Genomic DNA, 17,750 nt, shown 5'->3' on the forward strand with positions numbered 1-17,750 from the left:
TCAGGCTTCCTGCTGCTGATACACGTGTTCGATCGCGTCTATCATCAGCGCGTTGACCACGGTGGCCGCCCACGGCGAGCCGCCGCGGGTGCCGCGGTTGGTGATGCGCGGCACTTGCAGCAGCGCGCGCAGCTCGTCCTTGCATTCGCGGGTGCCGACGAAACCCACCGGCAGGCCCACCACCAGCTGCGGCCGCCAGCCGTGATCGCGCACCAGGCGCACCACCTCGCGGATGGCGGTGGGCGCGTCGCCTATCGCCACCACGCAGTCGTTGCCGAACTTCTGCCAGGCGCGGCGGATGCCGGCGGCGGAGCGGGTGATGCCGTTGGCTTCGGCCAGCAGCCGGGTTTCCTCGTCGTGCACGCCGCACCAGGTGTCCACTTCCAGCTGGCGCAGCACTTCGCGTTTGAGGCCGGTTTCCACCATGGTGACGTCGGTGACCACGCGGCGGCAGCGCAGCAGCGCGCGCATGCCGGTTTCACAGGCGCCGGGCGAGAAAAACAGCTCGTCCACGCTGTTGAAGTCGCCGGTGGTGTGCACCAGCCGCATCAGCGCGGTGCGCTGCTCGGCCGGGAAGGCCGACCAGTCGCGGCCCTCATTGATGATGCGCATGCTTTCCGCTTCTATCGGGTGCGGGGTGTAGCGTTTCCAGGCCGGCGGCTGGCTGGAACGGGGCTCGCGCTCCAGCAGGCCGCGCACCTTGCCGTGGTGGCCGCGCTGCGGCTCGCCCACTTGTTGTTCGAAGCCGACGATCTGCACCCGGTACTTGCACAGCGCGCAGTTCATCGCCGCGCGGCCTTCCACGCCCTCCTGCGCCCGTTCCAGGAACACCTCGGCCACTTGCTCGTCCGGGCCCAGATAGCCGGCGCTCAGCACCTCGATCTCCGGATGGCGCGCCGCCAGGTCCGCCGCCGCGCCGTAGATGCGCTTGACCAGCACGCCGTCGAACAGAAAGTAGGGCAGCATCACGATGCGGCGGTAGCCCAGCATGGCGGCGGCGCGCAGGCCGTCGGCCACCAAGGGTTTGGCGGTGCCGGAATAGCAGACGAAAGACGCGGCGAAGCCCAGGCCTTCTTCCAGCATGCGCGTGAGCTTGGAGATTTCGGAGTTGGCGTCCGGGTCCGAGGTGCCGCGGCCGACGACGACCAGACAGGCGTCGTTGCGCGACACGGTGTGCGGCGACGCCGCCTCGGCCTCGACGATGCGTTGACGACACAGCGCCAACAGCCGCGGATGCAGGTCCAGCGCCGCGCCGAAGTGAAAGGCTACGCCCGGATGCGCCTGCCGCAGCGCCAGCAGCTCGCTGGGCATGTCGTTTTTGGCGTGGGTGGCGGCCAACAGCACGCCGGGCACCATCACCACGGTCTTGGCGCCGGCGGCCAGCACCTGGTCCACCGCCTCGTCTATGGTGGGGCGGGCGAACTCCAGAAAGCCGTGAGCCACCGGGCGCTCGCCGGCGCGCGCCTTCAACGCGTCCACCAGCTGCATGAATTCGTTCACCCCGTCCGGGTCGCGGCTGCCGTGGCCGGCCAATACGATGGCGTAGTCTTGCTGGCTCATTTGTGGGTCGGCTCGATCTGGCTGTCCATCGGCGCGAGCGTGCGGATCAGCATGATGCTCATGTCGGAGAAGCGCTGCTCCGCGCACTCGGCCAGCGTGCCGCGCCATTCCGCCTCGTTGCGGGTCAGGTTTTCCCACACTTCCACCTGCTGGCCGGCCGGGATGCCGTTTTCCAGCAGATAGGCGGCGATGTGCCAGGGCATGAAGGAACGCGCCTCGTCCCAGGGGCAGGGGATCACGATGGCGTTGCGGCCGTCCTGCAGCACATGCACCAGGTGGCGCTTGAACGGGGTCAGGTCGCCGCGGCGGTGGAAGGTGATGAAGCTGGTTTCGTCGAAGCACACCTTGCCGCGCGAGGCCAGGATCTGCGCCGACGAGATGCCGGGTATCGTTTCCACCGGGTGGCCGCAGGCGCGCTCCACCCGCTCCAGATACTGGAAGCCGCTGAAGTGGATGTCGCCCATGAACACCACCACGCAGTTTTTGCCGGCGCGGTGGCGCTCGGCGACGATGTCCAGCTGCGCCACCTGGTCGCGGTAGCCCATCTGGATCACTTCGGTCGTGTCCGGGATCAGCGGGCGCACCACGTCCACCACCGCGTTGAAGCCGGCCACCACGTCGGCCTCGCGTATCAGTTGGGCGGAGCGTTGCGGCAGGTAGCCGATGTCGCCGGGGCCGGCGCCTATGCAGATGATCATGCGTATTCCTTCCTTGTTTCGTTGGCGGCGGACGGGCTACAGGACGCCAGCGCCACCGTCGGTCCGATGACGATCAGCGCCGGGCTGTGGATGCCGGCCGCGCTCATGTCTTGTTCCAGCGCGTCCAGGGTGCTCAGCACCTGGCGCTGCTGCGGCAGGGTGCCGTTTTCTATCGCCGCCGCCGGGGTGTCGGGTTTCAGGCCGTGGCGCAGCAGTTCGGCGCGGATCAAGGGCAGCCGCTTGACGCCCATATAGATCACCAGCGTCATGCCGCTTTGCGCCAGCGCCCGCCAGTTGGGCTCGTCGCCGTCCTGATGCGGGTGGCCGGAGACAAAAGTGACGCCGTGGACGAAATGGCGGTGGGTCAGAGGAATGCCCAGCGTGGCCGGCACCGCCAGGCCGGCGCTGAGGCCGTTGACGATTTCCACCTCGATGCCGGCTGCTTGCAGCTTCAGCATTTCCTCGCCGCCGCGGCCGAAGACGAAGGGGTCGCCGCCCTTGAGGCGCGCCACTGTCCTGCCGGCGCGGGCCTCGTCCATCATTCTTTGCTCGATGGCGGCCTGCGGCGTAGACGGCCGGCCGCCGCGCTTGCCCACCGGCACGATTTCAGCGTCCGGCCGCAGCATGGTGTGAATATCCGGATGCACCAGATCGTCCACCAGCGCCACATCGGCCAGCCGCAGGCAGCGCGCGGCCTTCAGCGTCAGCATGTCCAGGTCGCCGGGACCGGCGCCTATCAGATAAACCTTGCCCGTCATCTCAGCGGCCCAGTCTTTGTCGAATCGTCAATGTCAGTTGCTCGCCGGTCAGGGCGTCGCAAGCCAGGTATTCCGCGCCCAGCGCCTCGGCCAGTTCGCGGGCGCGGCCCAGGCGGACAAAGTCCTGCTCGGTGTCCAGCACCAGCGTCGGCGTGCCGGCCAGCTGGCCGGCCAGGTCCAGCGCCTGCCGCCACGGGTCGCCGTCTCCGTCCAGCGCCACATTGGCGCGGCCGTCGCTCAGGATGACCAGCAGCGGCGCCGGGCCGCCCAGCTGGCGGGACAGCGTGTCGGCGGCCAGCGCCAGCGCGTGCGCCAGAGGGGTGCGGCCGCCGGTGGGCAGCTCGCGCAGCGCCCGTTCGGCCTGCTCCACGCGGTTGCACGGCGGCAGCAGCAGTTCCGCCTGCTGGCCGCGGAAGGCGATCAGCGCCACCTGATCGCGGCGGCGGTAAGCGTCTTCCAGCAGGCTCAGCACCGTGCCCTTGACCTGCTCCATCCGCTGGCGCGCGGCCATCGATCCCGACGCGTCGACGACCAGCAGGATCAGATTGCCCTGTTTGGCGACGCGGACCTTGTCGTGCAGGTCGGCGCGGGTGACCGCGAAGTTGTTGGGGTCGCGCAGCAGCGCGTGGCGCAGGGTGGCGTCCACCGCCAGCTGGGCCGGCTGCGGGTTGGCCTCGGCGCGGACGTAATGGCCGCGCTGACGGCTGGCGCCGTCGCTGCGGCGGCCGGCGGCGTCGCCGGAGGAGGGCGCCTGGACGCGGATGCGGGCAATGTCGCCGGCCGGCGCCGCGGCGAAGATTTGCTCGGCGCCATGGCCGGACGTGTCCGCTTGCTGTTCGCCGTCGCCATCCGGCGGCGGCTGGTCGGCGCCGTTCCGCTCCTGCGGCGGCGGCGGATTCGACGCTTGCCGCGTCATCTGTTCCAGCTTGTCCTGATCCAGCCCGCTCTGTTCGAACGGCTTGCTGCGGCGGCGATGCGGCAGCACCAGCCGGGCGGCGTCGCGGACATCCTCGGCGGAGGCGTCGACGCGGCCATCCAGCGCCGCCAGCGCGCGGGCGGCCTTGTTCAGCACGATGTCGGCGCGCAAGCTGCTGACTTCGAATTCGCAGCACAGCTCGCTGACGAAGTGGAACAAGCTATCGCTGAGCCGGGTTTGCGGCAGCAAGGCGCGGGCGGCGGCGATCTTGGCGCGCAGCGCCTCGCTGTCGGCCTGCCACTGCGCGGCGAAGCCGGCCGGATCGGCCTCGAAGGCCAGGCGGCGGCGCACCACCTCGGCGCGCTGAAGAGGCTCGCGCGGCGCGGCCACGTCCACCATCAGGCCGAAGCGGTCCAGCAGCTGCGGCCGCAGATCGCCTTCCTCCTGGTTCATGGTGCCCAGCAGCGTCACCCGCGCCGGGTGGCTGACCGCCAGGCCCTCGCGCTCCACGGTGTTGACGCCCATCGCGGCGGCGTCCAGCAGCACGTCCACCAGATGGTCGGCCAAGAGGTTGACCTCGTCGATATACAGCATGCCGCGGTGGGCTGCGGCCAGCAGGCCGGGCTTGAAGGCCTGCTTGCCGCCTTGCAGCGCTTTTTCGAAGTCCAGGCTGCCCAGCACCCGGTCCTCGGTGGCGCCCAGCGGCAGGTTGATGAAGGGCACCGGGCCGTCATGCAGCGCGCGCGCGTCGCCGGAGCACACCGGGCACCGCGGCAGCGGGTGGTCCGGCTCGCAGTTGTAGCCGCAGCCGGCGGCGCGGCGGATGGGCGGCAGCACGGCGGCCAGGCCGCGCGCGGCGGTGCTCTTGGCGCTGCCCTTGTCGCCGCGCACCAGCACGCCGCCGACGGTGGGGTCCACCGCGCAGATCAGCAGCGCCTGCTTCAGTTGTTGCTGGCCGACGACGGCGGCGAAGGGGTAAATCGGGCTCATGCTGAAACCCTTATTTGCCACGAAAGCACACGGAAAGACACGGAATTGGGTGCAGCGGGGCGATGTGGATGCTTCTGCGCCCATGCTCCGGGAAACGATGGGATTTTTCCGGTTTTCATTTCCCTGCCTTCCAAGTGTTGCCCTGGCTCATTGAGTTTTGGGGTTTCATGCTTTGCTCTCTCCGCGCGCTTCCAGCAGCGCCTCGCTATCCAGGTGCAGCTGGCGCAGGGCGGCCAGCGTCTCCGGGTCCGGCTCCGCCCACAACTGGCGCTGCGCGGCTTCCAGCAGGCGGTCGGTGATGGCGTTCAGCGCCCAGGGGTTGCTGTCGGCGAAGAACTGCTGCATCGCCGGGTCCAGCGCGTAGCTTTGCGCCAGCTGTTCATAGACCCAGTCGTCCACCACCTGGGCGGTGGCGTCGTAGCCGAACAGATAATCGACGGTGGCGGTCAGCTCCAGCGCGCCCTTGTAGCCGTGCTTCTGGATGCCGGCTATCCATTTGGGGTTGGCCACCCGCGAACGGAATACGCGCAGCACTTCCTCCTTCAGGCCGCGCACCGCCGGTGCTTCCAGATTGTGGCTGTCGCCGAAGAAGGCGCGCGGCTGGCGGCCGCTGAGGCTGCGTATCGTCGCGATCATGCCGCCGTGGTATTGCAGGTAGTCGTCGCTGTCGAAGATGTCGTGTTCGCGGTTGTCCTGGTTGTGCAGCGCCACTTCCACGCCGGCCAGCCGGTGGCGCAGCGCGTCGCGGGCGTCGGCGCCGTTGGCCTCGCGGCCGTAGGCGTAGCCGCCCCAGTTGACATAGGCGGTGGCGAAGTCGGCGTCGTTCTGCCAGTTCTGCTCGTTGATCAGCGGCAGGATGCCGGCGCCGTAGCTGCCCGGCTTGGCGCCGAACACACGGTACAGCGCTTGCGCATCGGCGTCGGGCCGGGCGCCCAGCAGCTCGTTTTTCAGGTCGGCCAGGTAGTGCTTGCGCAGGAAGTTCTGCTCCGCCGGCTCGTCCAGCCGCGCCACGGTGTGCACCGCCTCGTCGATCAGCGCAATCAGGTGGGGGAAGGCGTCGCGGAAGAAGCCGCTGATGCGCACGGTGACGTCGATGCGCGGCCGGCCCAGTTCGGCCAGGGGGATCACTTCCAGACCCTGCACCCGGCGGCTTTCCTGTTGCCAGCGCGGCTTGACGCCGAGCAGGGACAGGATTTCGGCGATGTCGTCGCCATGGGTGCGCATCGCGCTGGTGCCCCACACGCTGATGGCCACCGACTCCGGGTACTGGCCGGTTTCCTTCAGATGGCGGGCCAGCATCTCGCGCGCCAGGCCGTCGCCTATGCGCCAGGCGGCGTTGGAGGGCAGGCTGCGCGGGTCCACCGAGTAGAAATTGCGGCCGGTGGGCAGAATGTGGGCCATGCCGCGCGTGGGCGCGCCGCTGGGGCCGGCCGGCACGTAGCCGCCTTCCAGGCCGCGCAAGAGATTGTCTATCTCCTCGGCGGTGCGGGCCAGCTTCAGGCACAGCTGGTCGCAGACGAAGTTCAGCACCCGTTCCAGATCGGCATTCGGCTCGATGCCGGGCAGCATGGCGGCGACGGCGGCCGGCACGGCGGCGCTGTCGTAGCCGCGCGCGGCCAGCTCGGCGATCAAGCCGCGCGCCAGCTTCAGCACCGCGTCGTGGGCGTCGGCGCGGGTGACCAGGGGCAGGCCGGCCAGCGCCTGCAAGGCCGCGGGGGTGTCGCTCAGCCGTTTGCCCTGATCCTGCTGCCACAGCGTCCAGTCGCCGCCGTAGGCCGCCGCCACGCTGGCGGGCAGGCCGGGGATGCCGAGGTTGGGCAAGCGGGTCAGCGCCAGCAGCATGTCGACCAGCGCCTCGCCCTGCGGCGCGTTGCCCAGCACGTGCAGGCCGTCGCGGATCTGCGCCGCGCCCAGCTCGCACAGATAGCCGTCGATGTCCTCGATCAGGTGGGCGACGTCCACGCCGTCCATCTTGGCCAGGCTCAAGGGCACGCCGTCTTCGTTCAGCGTGTCGTCCCAGTCGTGGTCATGATCGTGGTGGTCATGATCGTGGTGGTCATGATCGTGGTGGTCGTGGCTGTGGCCGTGATGGTCATGGTGATGGTGATCATGGTGGCCGCGGTGATGGTCGTGGTCGCCATGATGGTGATGGTGGTGCCCATGATCGTGGCCGTGGGCGGCCTTGGCCGGGCGATACTTCGCCGCCGCGGCCGTCGCCGGTTTCATCGCGGCCGCCGGCTTGGCCGCCTGTGGCCGGTATTTGCCGTGGACGGCGGCGGGCGCGTGATGATGTCCGCCATGCGGGTGTGGGTGCTCATGATCGTGGCGAGGCTCGTGATCATGGTCGTGCTCATGCTCGTGATCATGTTTCAGCATCGCCGCCAGGTCGGTGTCGAGCTTGGCTTCCTTGATCAGGTCCCAGATCTGTTGCTGCAACAGCGGCAGCTTGTTCGGGTCCAGCAGCTCCACCTGGTAGTACTCGTCCACCAACTGGGTCAGCTGCGCCAGCGGGCCGTAGCTGTCGGCGGTGGTCATCGTTGGCGTCAGGTGGTCGATGATCACCGCGTGGCCGCGGCGTTTGGCCTGCGAGCCTTCGCCCGGATCGTTGACGATGAAGGGGTAGAACAGCGGCATGTCGCCCAAGAGCGCATCCGGGAAGCAGTTCTGCGACAGGCCCACGCCCTTGCCCGGCAGCCATTCCAGCGTGCCGTGCTTGCCGACGTGGACGATGGCGTCGGCGCGCCAGTCGTCGCGCAGCCAGCGGTACAGCGCGTAGTAGTGGTGGGTGGGTGGCAGGTCCGGCGTGTGGTAGATGGCGTCCGGGTCCATGCCGTAGCCGCGCGGCGGCTGCAGCGCGACGAAGACATGGCCGTAATCCAGGCCGGAAAACACCAGTTCGTCGCCGTCGACGTAGGCGCCGCCCGGCGGCTGGCCCCAGCGCTGCAGCATTTTGTCGCGCAGACTGTCCGGCAGCTCGTCGAACCAGGCCTGGTAGCGCTGGGCCGGCACGCGGGCGGCGGCGTTTCGCATCTGCTCGGCGCTCAGGTAATCCTGATCGTAGGCGCCGCGGTCTATCAGCTCGTGCATCAGCGCGTCGCTGTCCGGCGGCAGCGGGTCCATCTGGTAGCCGCGGCCCTGCATGCCGCGCAGCATCGCGTACAAGGAGGCCGGGGAATCCAGGCCCACCGCATTGCCTATCTGCGAGGCCTTGCTATTGGAGTTGGTGAAGATGAAGGCGATGCGCTTGTCGGCGTTTTCCACATGGCGCAGCCGCGCCAGGCGGGCGGCGATGCCGGCCAGGCGGCGGGCGCGGTCCGGCAGCGGCGTGTATTGTTCGGCCTGGCCGGGCTGGTCCATCATGGCCGGCTGCTTGAAGCTCAGCGGCACGCCGATGATGCGGCCGTCGAATTCCGGCAGCGCCACGTTCATCGCGGTGTCCAGCGGGTTGAAGCCGCGGTCCGAGGCTTCCCATTGCTCGCGCGTCATGCTGCTGGTGATGGCCTGCAGCACCGGCAGGTTCAGCCGGTCCGACGCCTCCACCGCCCAGCCGGGCTGGGTGGGGCCGTCGTTGTTGATGTCGCCCATCGCGAACGAGGTGGTGTTGATCAGCAAGGACACCTTGGCGCGAGGATCGGCCAGCAGCGCCAGCGCCGCCGGCAGGCCGCCGTCTTGAATCGTGCGCAAGGACGAGGTGAACACCGGCAGCGCGTTGACGCCGCGCTCGGCCAGGCAATCGACCAATAGATCAATGAAGCGGGTGTTGCCGGACAGCCAGTGGGCGCGGTAGAAGCACAGGCCCACGGTGGGCCAGTCCGGGTTGCGGATTTCCAGCCAGTCGGCGAGCGAGCAGGGCGCGCTCAGTTCCGGGTGGTAAACGCCGTGCTCGGGCAGCGGCAGCGGCGGCTGGTAGCCGAAGCCGGTCAGCAGCAGCCTGTCCGCCAGGCAGCGCATCAGCTCGCCCAGATTGGCGCTGCCGCCGGCCTGCAGATAGGCGTGGACGTCCTGCTGCAGCGATACCGGCGCGCTGCATAGCGCTTGCAGCTCCGGGTCCGGCTCGCCGGTGCCGCTGAGCACGATGACCGCGGCCTGCAGCCGGCGCGCGTGGGCCAGCAACCGCTCCAGGCCGGGTATCGCGTCGGCGCGGCCCAGCACGCGCAGCACGATGGCGCGGGCCTGGGCCAGTTGGCCGTCCAGCAGCGCTTGCATCGCGGCCTCGTCGGCAATGCCTTGCAGCGAGATGCCGGCGACAAGGGGAAAATCTTCCGGCCAGCGCGCGCGCGCCAGCGCGGCGAGATCGGTGCCGGCGTGGCTCAACAGGGCGAGTGCGGCGCTCATGCCTGCGCCTCCGTTTCGATGTCGCCGATGCCGGTTTTATGGAACACCAATTCCTCGACCGGAACGCCGCCCTTCAGATGCTGGCAGACGATGCGTTCGATATCGCTTTCATTCACCTTGCGGTACCAGACCCCGTCCGGATACACCACCATCACCGGGCCTTCCTTGCACACGGCGAAGCAGTGGCTGCGGGTGCGCTTGGCGCGCAGGCCTTCGCAAGCGTCTATGCTGCGGCCCAGGTGCAGGAACATCGCTTCCGAACCCTGGCCGTCCGGCGTGCAGCGCGGGCCGGTGCACATCAGCACGTGTTTGTCGTGGGTTCTCATCGCGCCTCCGGCGTCAGTTGGTCAAAACGCTTCCATTTATAAATGGCGGCGGAGGCAAGCCACGTCAGCAGGAACACGCCGATGACGAAGTAGCCGAAATGAGCCAGATCGTCGTTGAGCGCTGAGATCAGGTCCCAGAAGCCGCCGGTGAGCTGCAGCTTGTCCGCCAGCAGGCCCAGTCCCTCCAGCCCGCCAATGCCGACGGCGACGAGAACGGAAACGAAGGTGATGGTCAGGTTGTACCAGAGCTTGCGCACCGGATTGACGAAGGCCCAGCCGTAGACTTCCACCATCATCATGCTGTCCAGCGTGTCCACCAGCGCCATGCCGGCGGCGAACAGCGCCGGGAACACCATGATGTGCCACAGCGCCACGCCGTTGGCGCTTTGCGAGGTGGCGATGGCGAACAGGCCGATTTCAGTGGCGGTGTCGAAACCCAGGCCGAACAAAAAGCCGATGGGCAACATATGCCAGCTCTTGGTCACCATGCGAAACAAGGGCTTGAGCAGGCGCGCGATCAGGCCGCGGTTGTTCAGCAGCAGATTCAGCTGCTCGTCGCAAATGGCCTCGCCGGCGCGGGCGCGGCGGAAAGCGCCCCATACCGCGCGCAAGGAAGACAGATTGATCAGCGCCAGCGTCAGCAGAAAGAAGGCCGACACGCTGGTGCCGATGACGCCGCCTATCTCCTTGAAGCCGGCGACGCGGCTTTGCAGCGCGCTGGCGGCGAACACGATCAGGGCGACGGCGATGACCACCACCGCGGAGTGGCCGGCGGAGAAGAACAGGCCCACCGCCGACGGACGGCGGCCTTCCTGCATCAGCTTGCGCACGGTGTTGTCGATGGCGGCGATGTGATCGGCGTCCACCGCGTGGCGCAGGCCGAACAGATAGGCGAGCAGGGCGGTGGCGAGTTGGGCCGGATGATCGGCGAAGGCGGCGAAAGCCCAGGCCCAGGCCAGCAGATTGGCCAGGATCAGCCCGGCGAGTATCGGCGCGTGCTGCGCCAGACGGCGGCCGGCGGACGGCGCGGTGGATGAATGCATGGTGCCCTCGGAGACGATTTCCGTCGCGCAAACGAGGGCACAGGTCGCCGAGTGTTCATGAGCGGCGCATGTGCGTATCCCCCGGTACACCCCGCCCGGTTTCTGCTTGCGTCGACACGTATGACGGCCGGTCTCCTGGCTCGCGCGTCGCCGTCCGGCGCCGCCTTCCCGGCCCGTTTAGGGGCCAGTGGCTTTAGGCGTGGACTCTGCGCTTACAGTTGCGGGGGCAGCCGCGGTCTTGCACCGCGTTCCCGTTTCACCCTCTGAGAACCTGTTTACGAGCTGCCGCGCGTCTTGGCTGGCGAGCTCGCACACAGGTTTTTGGGGCACCGTCATGATGGGGTCGGATGATACGTGACAAAAACCAGGCTGTGAACAGCTGGCGTTTTGATTTTAATTACAATCGCCGCCAATCCGCCAAGGCCTGCTCCAGCCGCGCCCAGTCCTGTTCGCCGCTAGGCAGGCCAAAGCGCAAGCTGGGCAGGGACTCGAAATAACGGCTCAAGATGCCGCGCCCCGCCAGATGTCGATGCAAGGGCAGGCTGGCCTCGCCGGGAACCCACTGGAACAGTTCGCAGCCGCCGGCCGGGGCGAGCCCGTGCCGCTCCAGACAGTTCCGCAGCCGCGCGCTATCGCGCAGCAGCTGGCTCCTCATGGATTGCTGCCACGCGGTGTCGCCAAGCGCCAGCGTCACCGCTTCGCGCGCGGGCCCGGCCATGGCCCAGGGCCCCAGTTCCTCGGCCAGCGCTTGAAGCAGCGCGGCCTGGGCGAACACGAAACCGGCGCGCGCGCCGGCCAGGCCGAAGAATTTGCCGACCGAGCGCAGCACGATCAGGCCCGGCTTGCCGATATGGGGGAGCATGCTGTCCCGCGGCGACGCATCCAGAAACGCTTCGTCGACCAGCAGCCAGCCGCCGCGTTCCGCCAGCCTTTGCCGCCAGTCTTCCAGCAAAGCCGGTTCAAAACGGTCTCCGGTGGGGTTGTTGGGGTTGCAGATTTGAACCACGTCCAGCTGATCAATATTCGCGGCCAGCCCGTCCGGAGTGAACCGTTCCACGCTGTGTCCGCGCCTTTGCCACTGGTAGGGATGTTCGGCGTAGCACAAGGTCAACATGCCGACGCGGCAGGGCGCTCGCAGCCGCGGCAGCACCTGGATGGCGGGTTGAGAACCGGCCACCGGCAGCAGTTGCTCGCAACCGTAATATTCCGCCGCCGCCGCTTCCAGCCCGTCGTGGTCCTGCGGCAGCCGCAGCCAGCCGTCGGCGGACAGCGGCGGCACTGGCCAGCCATTGGGATTGACGCCGGTGGACAGGTCCAGCCAATCCCCAGGCGGAATACCGTATTCAGCGGCCGCGCGCAGCAGGCCGCCTCCGTGTTCAAGCATGCATGACTCCAATCAAAACAGCCCACAATAGGGAAAGACCGGCCCACAGCCATGCGCCGCGGCTGACCAAGCGCACCGCGCGGCCGATGTCCTGATGCGTGGGCGCGGGGCCGCAGCCCAAGGGCGGGCGCTCCTTCCACTGGCCATGGTAGCGCGCGCCGCCGCCAAGGGAGACGCCCAGCGCGCCGGCGCCGGCCGCCATCACGGGGCCGGCGTTGGGACTGTACCAAGTGGGCGCCTGCGTTCTCCAGCAGCGCCAGCCGCTTGCCGCGTGGCCCAGCAACAGATAGGTGAGGGCGGTCAGCCGCGCCGGGACATAGTTCAACACATCGTCAAGGCGGGCGGCGGCCCAGCCAAAATGCAAATAGCGCGCGTTCTTATAGCCCCACATCGCATCCAGCGTGTTGGACAGCCGGTACAGCACCGCCCCGGGCGCGCCCAGCAGCAGAAACCAGAACAGCGCGGCAAAGACCGCGTCGCAGCCATTTTCCAGCACCGACTCAATGGTGGCGCGGGCGATTCCCGCCTCATCCAGCTCGCTCGTGTCGCGGCTGACAATCCAGCCCACCCGTTCACGGGCCAAGGCGAGATCGCCGTCGGCCAGCGCCTGTCTGACCACCTTCGCATGCTGAGCCAAGCTCCTGGCGCCCACCGCCAGGTAGAGCAGAACAAGCGGGACAATGGCTGACAGCAGCGGCAGACGGGCCAGCAGCCAGGCCGCCAGCGTCAGAGGCAGGATCAAGAGTGAAACGGAGAGGGCGCCGCGCAGACGCATGCGCCAGCGGGGCTCGGCATCGGGCGAGGAGGGGTAGGCAAAGCGCTCAACGCCCCGGGTCAGCCGACCGAAGCCGACCAATGGATGCCAGCGCCGCGGCTCGCCCAGCAGGCGGTCCAGCAACAGCGCTAGCGGTAGAAACAATGCGGAATTCAACACACAACCTTATATAATGGCCGACCGCCGCTTGGAGGTATCCAATGCGCAAATTTTTAGGGTTTGGGATGGCCGGAATGAATCAAGCCGCCATTCTAAGCCTTGTTCGCCATCTATGTGCAGGGGGAATGCCATGGCCAAGACCATCATGATTCAGGGCGCCACGTCCGATGCCGGCAAGAGCGCGCTGGCCACCGGCTTGTGCCGGCTGTTGGCGCGCCGTGGCGTGAGGGTGGCGCCGTTCAAGCCGCAGAACATGGCGCTGAACAGCGCGGTGACGGTGGACGGCGGTGAGATCGGCCGCTCGCAGGCGGTGCAAGCGCAGGCCTGCGGGCTGGAGCCGCATACCGATATGAACCCGGTACTGTTGAAGCCCAACAGCCATACCGGTTCTCAGGTCATCATCCACGGGCGGGCGATAGGAAATATGGAGGCTCGCGGCTATCACGACTACAAACCGGTGGCGATGAAGGCGGTGCTGGCGTCCCACGCCAGGCTGGCGGAGCAATACCAGTGCATCATCGCCGAGGGCGCCGGCAGCCCGGCCGAGATCAATCTGCGCGACGGCGACATCGCCAATATGGGCTTCGCCGAGGCGGTGGATTGCCCGGTGATCCTGGTGGCCGACATCGAGCGCGGCGGCGTATTCGCCCACCTGGCCGGCACCTTGGCGCTGCTGTCGGAATCCGAGCGCGCCAGGGTGATCGGCCTGGTGATCAACCGCTTCCGCGGCGACCCCAGCCTGCTCAACAGCGGCATCGATTGGCTGGAACAACATACCGGCAAGCCCGTGCTGGGCGTACTGCCGTATTTGCACGATTTGCACCTGGAAGCAGAGGACAGCATGGGCCTGGACAAGCCAGGCGGCGCGAGCGGCGCCGGCGACAAGCTGCGCGTCATCGCCCCGGCCGCGCCACGCGTCAGCAACCACACCGACTTCGACCCCTTGCGCCTGCATCCGCAGGTGGAGTTCACCCTGGTTCGTGCCGGCCAGCGCATCCCGCCGGCCGATCTGATCGTGTTGCCCGGCAGCAAGAGCGTGTTGGCGGACCTGGCCTGGCTGCGGGCGCAGGGCTGGGAAGAAGCGATACGCCGCCATCTGCGCTACGGCGGCAAGGTGCTGGGCATTTGCGGCGGCCTGCAAATGCTGGGCCGCAAGCTCCACGATCCAGACGGGTTGGAAGGCGAGCCGGGTAGCGGCGACGGACTGGGCTGGCTGGACATGGAAACCACGCTGGCGCCGGAAAAGCGACTGACGCGCGTGTGCGGCCGGCTGACCTTGGACCACGCCGAGGCCGCCGGCTACGAAATCCACATGGGAGTCAGCGCAGGCCCGGCGCTGCAGCGGCCAGCGCTGCATTTCAAGGACGGCGGCGCGGACGGCGCGCGCTCGGAAGATGATCAGATCCTGGCCACTTATCTGCACGGCGTCTTCGACGAGCCGGCCGCCTGCCAGGCCATCCTGCGCTGGGCCGGCTTGCAAGAACCCGTGGCGCTGGATTACCCGGCGCTGCGCGAAACCAATATCGACAAGCTGGCGGACATGCTGGAACAGTTTTTGGACCTTGGGCCTATCATCAGCGGCTTGCCTAAAGGCGATTAAACCACTGAAGCCCAGGGGTGGGCTTCAGGTAGGTTCTGGCGCTACCTTGGTTTATCCTTATGTTCGCATAATGGGTGATTTCGTTAACCCATTTGCATTTTTACCGCCCGTATATGCTTCGGAATTTTGCCCGGCGGCGAGCATCGTAATCGCTAGGAACAAAGCGGCAACGTTGCGCGAATGCCGCAAAAAAATGCTCTTGATGTACTCTTTGGCTACTGGGTCTTTCGTGTATTCATAGTCTAAACAAGCCTTTACCTCTCTTGCGTCCAGTCCGAGTATGTCAGCGATGACATAGCCAGCAACCGGAGGTGCTTGTCTTCTACCTTTCATGATGTCACTCATTTTGTGGGTATCAATTAGAAGCAATTTTGCAACAGCATAATCGCTTTCAAGTCCTTGTTTTTTCTTGATTTCTTCAACGTAATCCTTAAATGTCTTCATTCCGCTGTCCTTAATTTTTTTGACAACACCCCAATGGGGTGTATCCTTCATTTGTAGTCAACCCCAATGGGGTCTTAATTCGTTCTTGACAGATCATTTTATCAGCGTTGCAGCCCGCCAGCTGCCCCGATATTCCAACGTGCTAGAGGTTCTCAAAATGGCTGAACAAATCGCTCCCAAACCGTCTCTCTCGGCAAACATGGCCGTTGTTGTCGGCCGCATCAAAGCTGTCCGCAAGTCCGATGATTTCGTCCACACCGAAGTGATCCAGCCAGCCCCGGATGAATACAGCATGCCGGGGGTCGTAGAGGTTCGCTCCCGCAAGCGCCTGGGCGACATCGGACAAGATGTTCACATCAAGGTTCAGTGTACTGGCTACTACGGCAAGCCGTTCGATAGCAAAGACAAAGTTACCGGCGAGATTGTTAAGAAACGTGCCGTCATCAACGTTTTTTCCGCGATTGAAGATTAACCCCCGGTCTGCGCATTGGCTACGTGCGTGGGCCTTTTCCATTTGTAGCCATGGAGATTTTGAAATGATCAAAGCTATCCACGTAGTTCGCAAAGTTGCGATGAAAGTCGTTGCCGGTACCGCTGCCGCGATGTCCTTCGCCGCTGTGGCCTACGCCGAAGTTCCGGCGGCGGTCACTACCCAGATGGGCGAAACGACCACGGATGTCAAGACCATTGGCGGCCTGCTGCTGGTCCTCGCGTTCGTCATCGTCGGCTTCCGCTACATGAAGAAAGCGGCCTAGCCTTGGGCTGGGCTGTCGGTTATGCCTGTTATTCAGATCAGCAGGACGCAGCAGATTCGTTTTATTCGGCTACTCCTCCGCGAATTACTGAAGCTGGTTATCAGGCGTTCGAGAAAAGCGGGCAGAACTGGCAGCTAAATTCCTACCAAAACGGCCCCTCTGGGGCTGTTTTGATTTCTAGCGTGTCAGTTACTCCACGATTTGCTGAGTGCTCGCAAGTTGATCTTGCGAAAGATGGCGTAGCGCTGGGCTGGTTAACGATTACGCCCGCTTTAATACTTTACGCAATATTGCATATGAGAGAGGCGGCAAAGTGATGGCTTATTATATCGCTGGCTTTTTATCGGTCACTCTATGTTTATTGGTGCTGACGCGATGAAATTTATACGCCTGCTTATTTTCTTTGCGCTTGGCGTTGCTATCTCTGTAACTGCTGGCTTGGCTTTTGCTGGTAGTTACAGGGTTGGCACTTATTATCGTTACGGCGATTCAATTACTCGCAAAGTGACATCCGCTTCTGATGCGCAAAAGCTATCTGATACGGTCATGAAAGTTGCTTTAGACGATGCTAGAAATGCGCGAGTGACTACGCAAATGGCTGTCAATATGGAGTCTAATTTAGTCCAGTCACGAATTCTTGACCAAATACCTATTCCAGCTTCTGCTGCGGCGGCTGCGGCTGCTTCAGCGCTTAAAAAGGGCCGCATTAATCCCAGTGCCATTGTTGCCAATCTTTTGGCTGATTATGCGGTGCAAAAAGGCTGGGAGATGATGAAGGATGCTCAATGTGAAATGAAGGCCGGTGGATGCTGGAATGCTCCAGCTGGTGGCATTAATGAGTCTAACGCTTCGGATTGTGATTCATACGCATTGGCGTGGGGTCAAAAGGGAACGTATATTGTCCATATTCCCGGCTGGGTTTGTGTTCAAACAATGGGTGGCGGTCCGTCTTTTAATTCTGATAAATGTATTTGGAAAAATAATATACCGGTTGGCGGTGGTGAATACGCTGGCTATTACATGTGTAGAGAAACGACGCCTGTCAAATATGCTCAGAGTTCGCCAGCGACTCAAAATGATATCGATAATTTAGCTAAAGAATATTATTACAACTATACGCAACCTCTTTTTGAAGGTTTCATGAAAGAGGGCACTATTTTTGATCTGGACGACAATACGCCTACAACGACCTCCGGTGATCCTGTTACTGGCCCTAAATCAGTTTCAGCTTCAGGCTCCACTAAGAATGCAGATGGTACTGAGTCACAATGGCAGACTGAAAAGCAAACGACTTACACGCCCAAAGGCGATGGCAAAGCCGGGGGCGAAATTAAGATAGACAAGTCTACGACCACGACCACAACGACAAATACTTGTACTGGCGAAGGCTCATGCCGTACTAGCTCTAACACGACGACTACTAAGCCGCCGGAAGAACAAAAAACGGATTGTGACAAGCACCCCAATTCTATTGGTTGTTCAGAATATGGAGACCCTCCGACAATTCCTATACCAGAATCTACGCAAAATGTAGCGTTTGAATGGAAGCCTTTTTCATTGCCTGCTGCTTGCCCGCCTGATTATGTGATGAATTTTTTTATGGTGGGATCGGTAAGTTTTTCATTTGAATTGTTTTGCCGATTTGCTACGGGCATAAAGGCCATTGTTATTCTTGCCGCGTTTATATCAGCTTACTTTATTTGCTTCGGCGCTAAAAAGGAGGAGTAAATGGCTTCCCTTGCTTCCTTTTTGATGGGCATGGTTAAACCGCTAATTGCGCAAGCTCTTATTAGCTTGGGTATATCGGTGGTTACATTTACCGGCGTTCAATTGGTATTGTCACAATTCAATGGCTACATTCAGTCAAATTTGAACGGAATTATGCCTACTGTTGCCAATTTGCTGGGCTTGTCTGGGTTTGGTGAAGCGCTCGGCATTATCGCGGGGGCATTCGCATTTCGCGCTGCAATGAGTTCTGTTAAACGTTTCCAATTTAAGACGACTTAA

General features: G+C 64.3%; 15 protein-coding genes and 1 riboswitch. Of the genes, 5 read left to right on the plus strand and 10 right to left on the minus strand.

The window, feature by feature from the left end; genetic code table 11:
- The 9 genes from ACODSD_RS13445 to cbiB all read right to left on the minus strand — a co-directional run bounded on the left by ACODSD_RS13445 (position 1) and on the right by cbiB (position 12,929).
- A complete protein-coding gene (locus ACODSD_RS13445; RefSeq protein ID WP_488877563.1) occupies positions 1 to 1,560 on the minus strand; it encodes a precorrin-8X methylmutase in 1,560 nt (519 codons plus the stop codon).
- On the minus strand, positions 1,557 to 2,258 hold the full coding sequence (locus tag ACODSD_RS13450) for a cobalt-precorrin-7 (C(5))-methyltransferase (protein ID WP_488877564.1): 702 nt from the start codon (positions 2,256 to 2,258) through the stop codon (positions 1,557 to 1,559). Before ACODSD_RS13450 ends, ACODSD_RS13445 begins: the two co-directional genes overlap by 4 nt.
- On the minus strand, positions 2,255 to 3,016 hold the full coding sequence (cobA, locus tag ACODSD_RS13455; protein ID WP_488877565.1) for a uroporphyrinogen-III C-methyltransferase: 762 nt from the start codon (positions 3,014 to 3,016) through the stop codon (positions 2,255 to 2,257). Before cobA ends, ACODSD_RS13450 begins: the two co-directional genes overlap by 4 nt.
- A 1-nt stretch (position 3,017) precedes the next feature.
- The gene (locus tag ACODSD_RS13460; RefSeq protein ID WP_488877566.1) at positions 3,018 to 4,922 is read right to left on the minus strand and encodes a putative cobaltochelatase; all 1,905 of its coding nucleotides are present in this window, start codon (positions 4,920 to 4,922) and stop codon (positions 3,018 to 3,020) included.
- 165 nt (positions 4,923 to 5,087) lie between these two features.
- Complete coding sequence (locus ACODSD_RS13465; RefSeq protein WP_488877567.1) at positions 5,088 to 9,257, minus strand: cobaltochelatase subunit CobN; 4,170 nt, start codon at positions 9,255 to 9,257, stop codon at positions 5,088 to 5,090.
- The gene (locus ACODSD_RS13470) at positions 9,254 to 9,583 is read right to left on the minus strand and encodes a (2Fe-2S) ferredoxin domain-containing protein (protein WP_488877568.1); all 330 of its coding nucleotides are present in this window, start codon (positions 9,581 to 9,583) and stop codon (positions 9,254 to 9,256) included. The genes ACODSD_RS13465 and ACODSD_RS13470 overlap by 4 nt, the downstream gene beginning before the upstream one ends.
- The gene (locus ACODSD_RS13475; protein ID WP_235088681.1) at positions 9,580 to 10,626 is read right to left on the minus strand and encodes a HoxN/HupN/NixA family nickel/cobalt transporter; all 1,047 of its coding nucleotides are present in this window, start codon (positions 10,624 to 10,626) and stop codon (positions 9,580 to 9,582) included. The genes ACODSD_RS13470 and ACODSD_RS13475 overlap by 4 nt, the downstream gene beginning before the upstream one ends.
- A gap of 108 nt (positions 10,627 to 10,734) precedes the next feature.
- Positions 10,735 to 10,916, minus strand: a riboswitch (cobalamin riboswitch).
- Between the two features lie 107 nt (positions 10,917 to 11,023).
- Positions 11,024 to 12,010, minus strand: a complete 987-nt coding sequence (cobD, locus tag ACODSD_RS13480; protein WP_488877569.1) for a threonine-phosphate decarboxylase CobD — start codon at positions 12,008 to 12,010, stop codon at positions 11,024 to 11,026.
- Positions 12,003 to 12,929: an adenosylcobinamide-phosphate synthase CbiB gene (gene cbiB, locus ACODSD_RS13485; protein WP_488877570.1), complete on the minus strand. Its 927-nt coding sequence runs from the start codon at positions 12,927 to 12,929 to the stop codon at positions 12,003 to 12,005. Before cbiB ends, cobD begins: the two co-directional genes overlap by 8 nt.
- Positions 12,930 to 13,074: 145 nt before the next feature.
- Here cbiB and ACODSD_RS13490 point away from each other — a divergent pair, with 145 nt between their 5' ends.
- A complete protein-coding gene (locus tag ACODSD_RS13490; RefSeq protein WP_488877571.1) occupies positions 13,075 to 14,544 on the plus strand; it encodes a cobyric acid synthase in 1,470 nt (489 codons plus the stop codon).
- Between the two features lie 57 nt (positions 14,545 to 14,601).
- Here the strand turns inward: ACODSD_RS13490 and ACODSD_RS13495 are convergent, their stop codons facing one another.
- A complete protein-coding gene (locus tag ACODSD_RS13495) occupies positions 14,602 to 14,988 on the minus strand; it encodes a hypothetical protein (protein ID WP_488877572.1) in 387 nt (128 codons plus the stop codon).
- Positions 14,989 to 15,145: 157 nt separating this feature from the next.
- On the opposite strand from ACODSD_RS13495, the gene ACODSD_RS13500 reads away from it, so the two are divergent.
- The 4 genes from ACODSD_RS13500 (at position 15,146) to ACODSD_RS13515 (ending at position 17,750) form a co-directional block, all read left to right on the plus strand.
- A complete protein-coding gene (locus tag ACODSD_RS13500) occupies positions 15,146 to 15,460 on the plus strand; it encodes a hypothetical protein (protein WP_488877573.1) in 315 nt (104 codons plus the stop codon).
- 64 nt (positions 15,461 to 15,524) lie between these two features.
- Positions 15,525 to 15,743, plus strand: a complete 219-nt coding sequence (locus ACODSD_RS13505) for a major capsid protein (RefSeq protein WP_488877574.1) — start codon at positions 15,525 to 15,527, stop codon at positions 15,741 to 15,743.
- 375 nt (positions 15,744 to 16,118) lie between these two features.
- Entirely contained in the window at positions 16,119 to 17,471 is a 1,353-nt protein-coding gene (locus ACODSD_RS13510) for a virulence factor TspB C-terminal domain-related protein (RefSeq protein WP_488877575.1), read from the plus strand.
- A complete protein-coding gene (locus ACODSD_RS13515) occupies positions 17,472 to 17,750 on the plus strand; it encodes a DUF2523 domain-containing protein (protein WP_488877576.1) in 279 nt (92 codons plus the stop codon). It abuts the gene before it with no gap.

This window comes from Chromobacterium sp. FG22, from assembly GCF_057809415.1.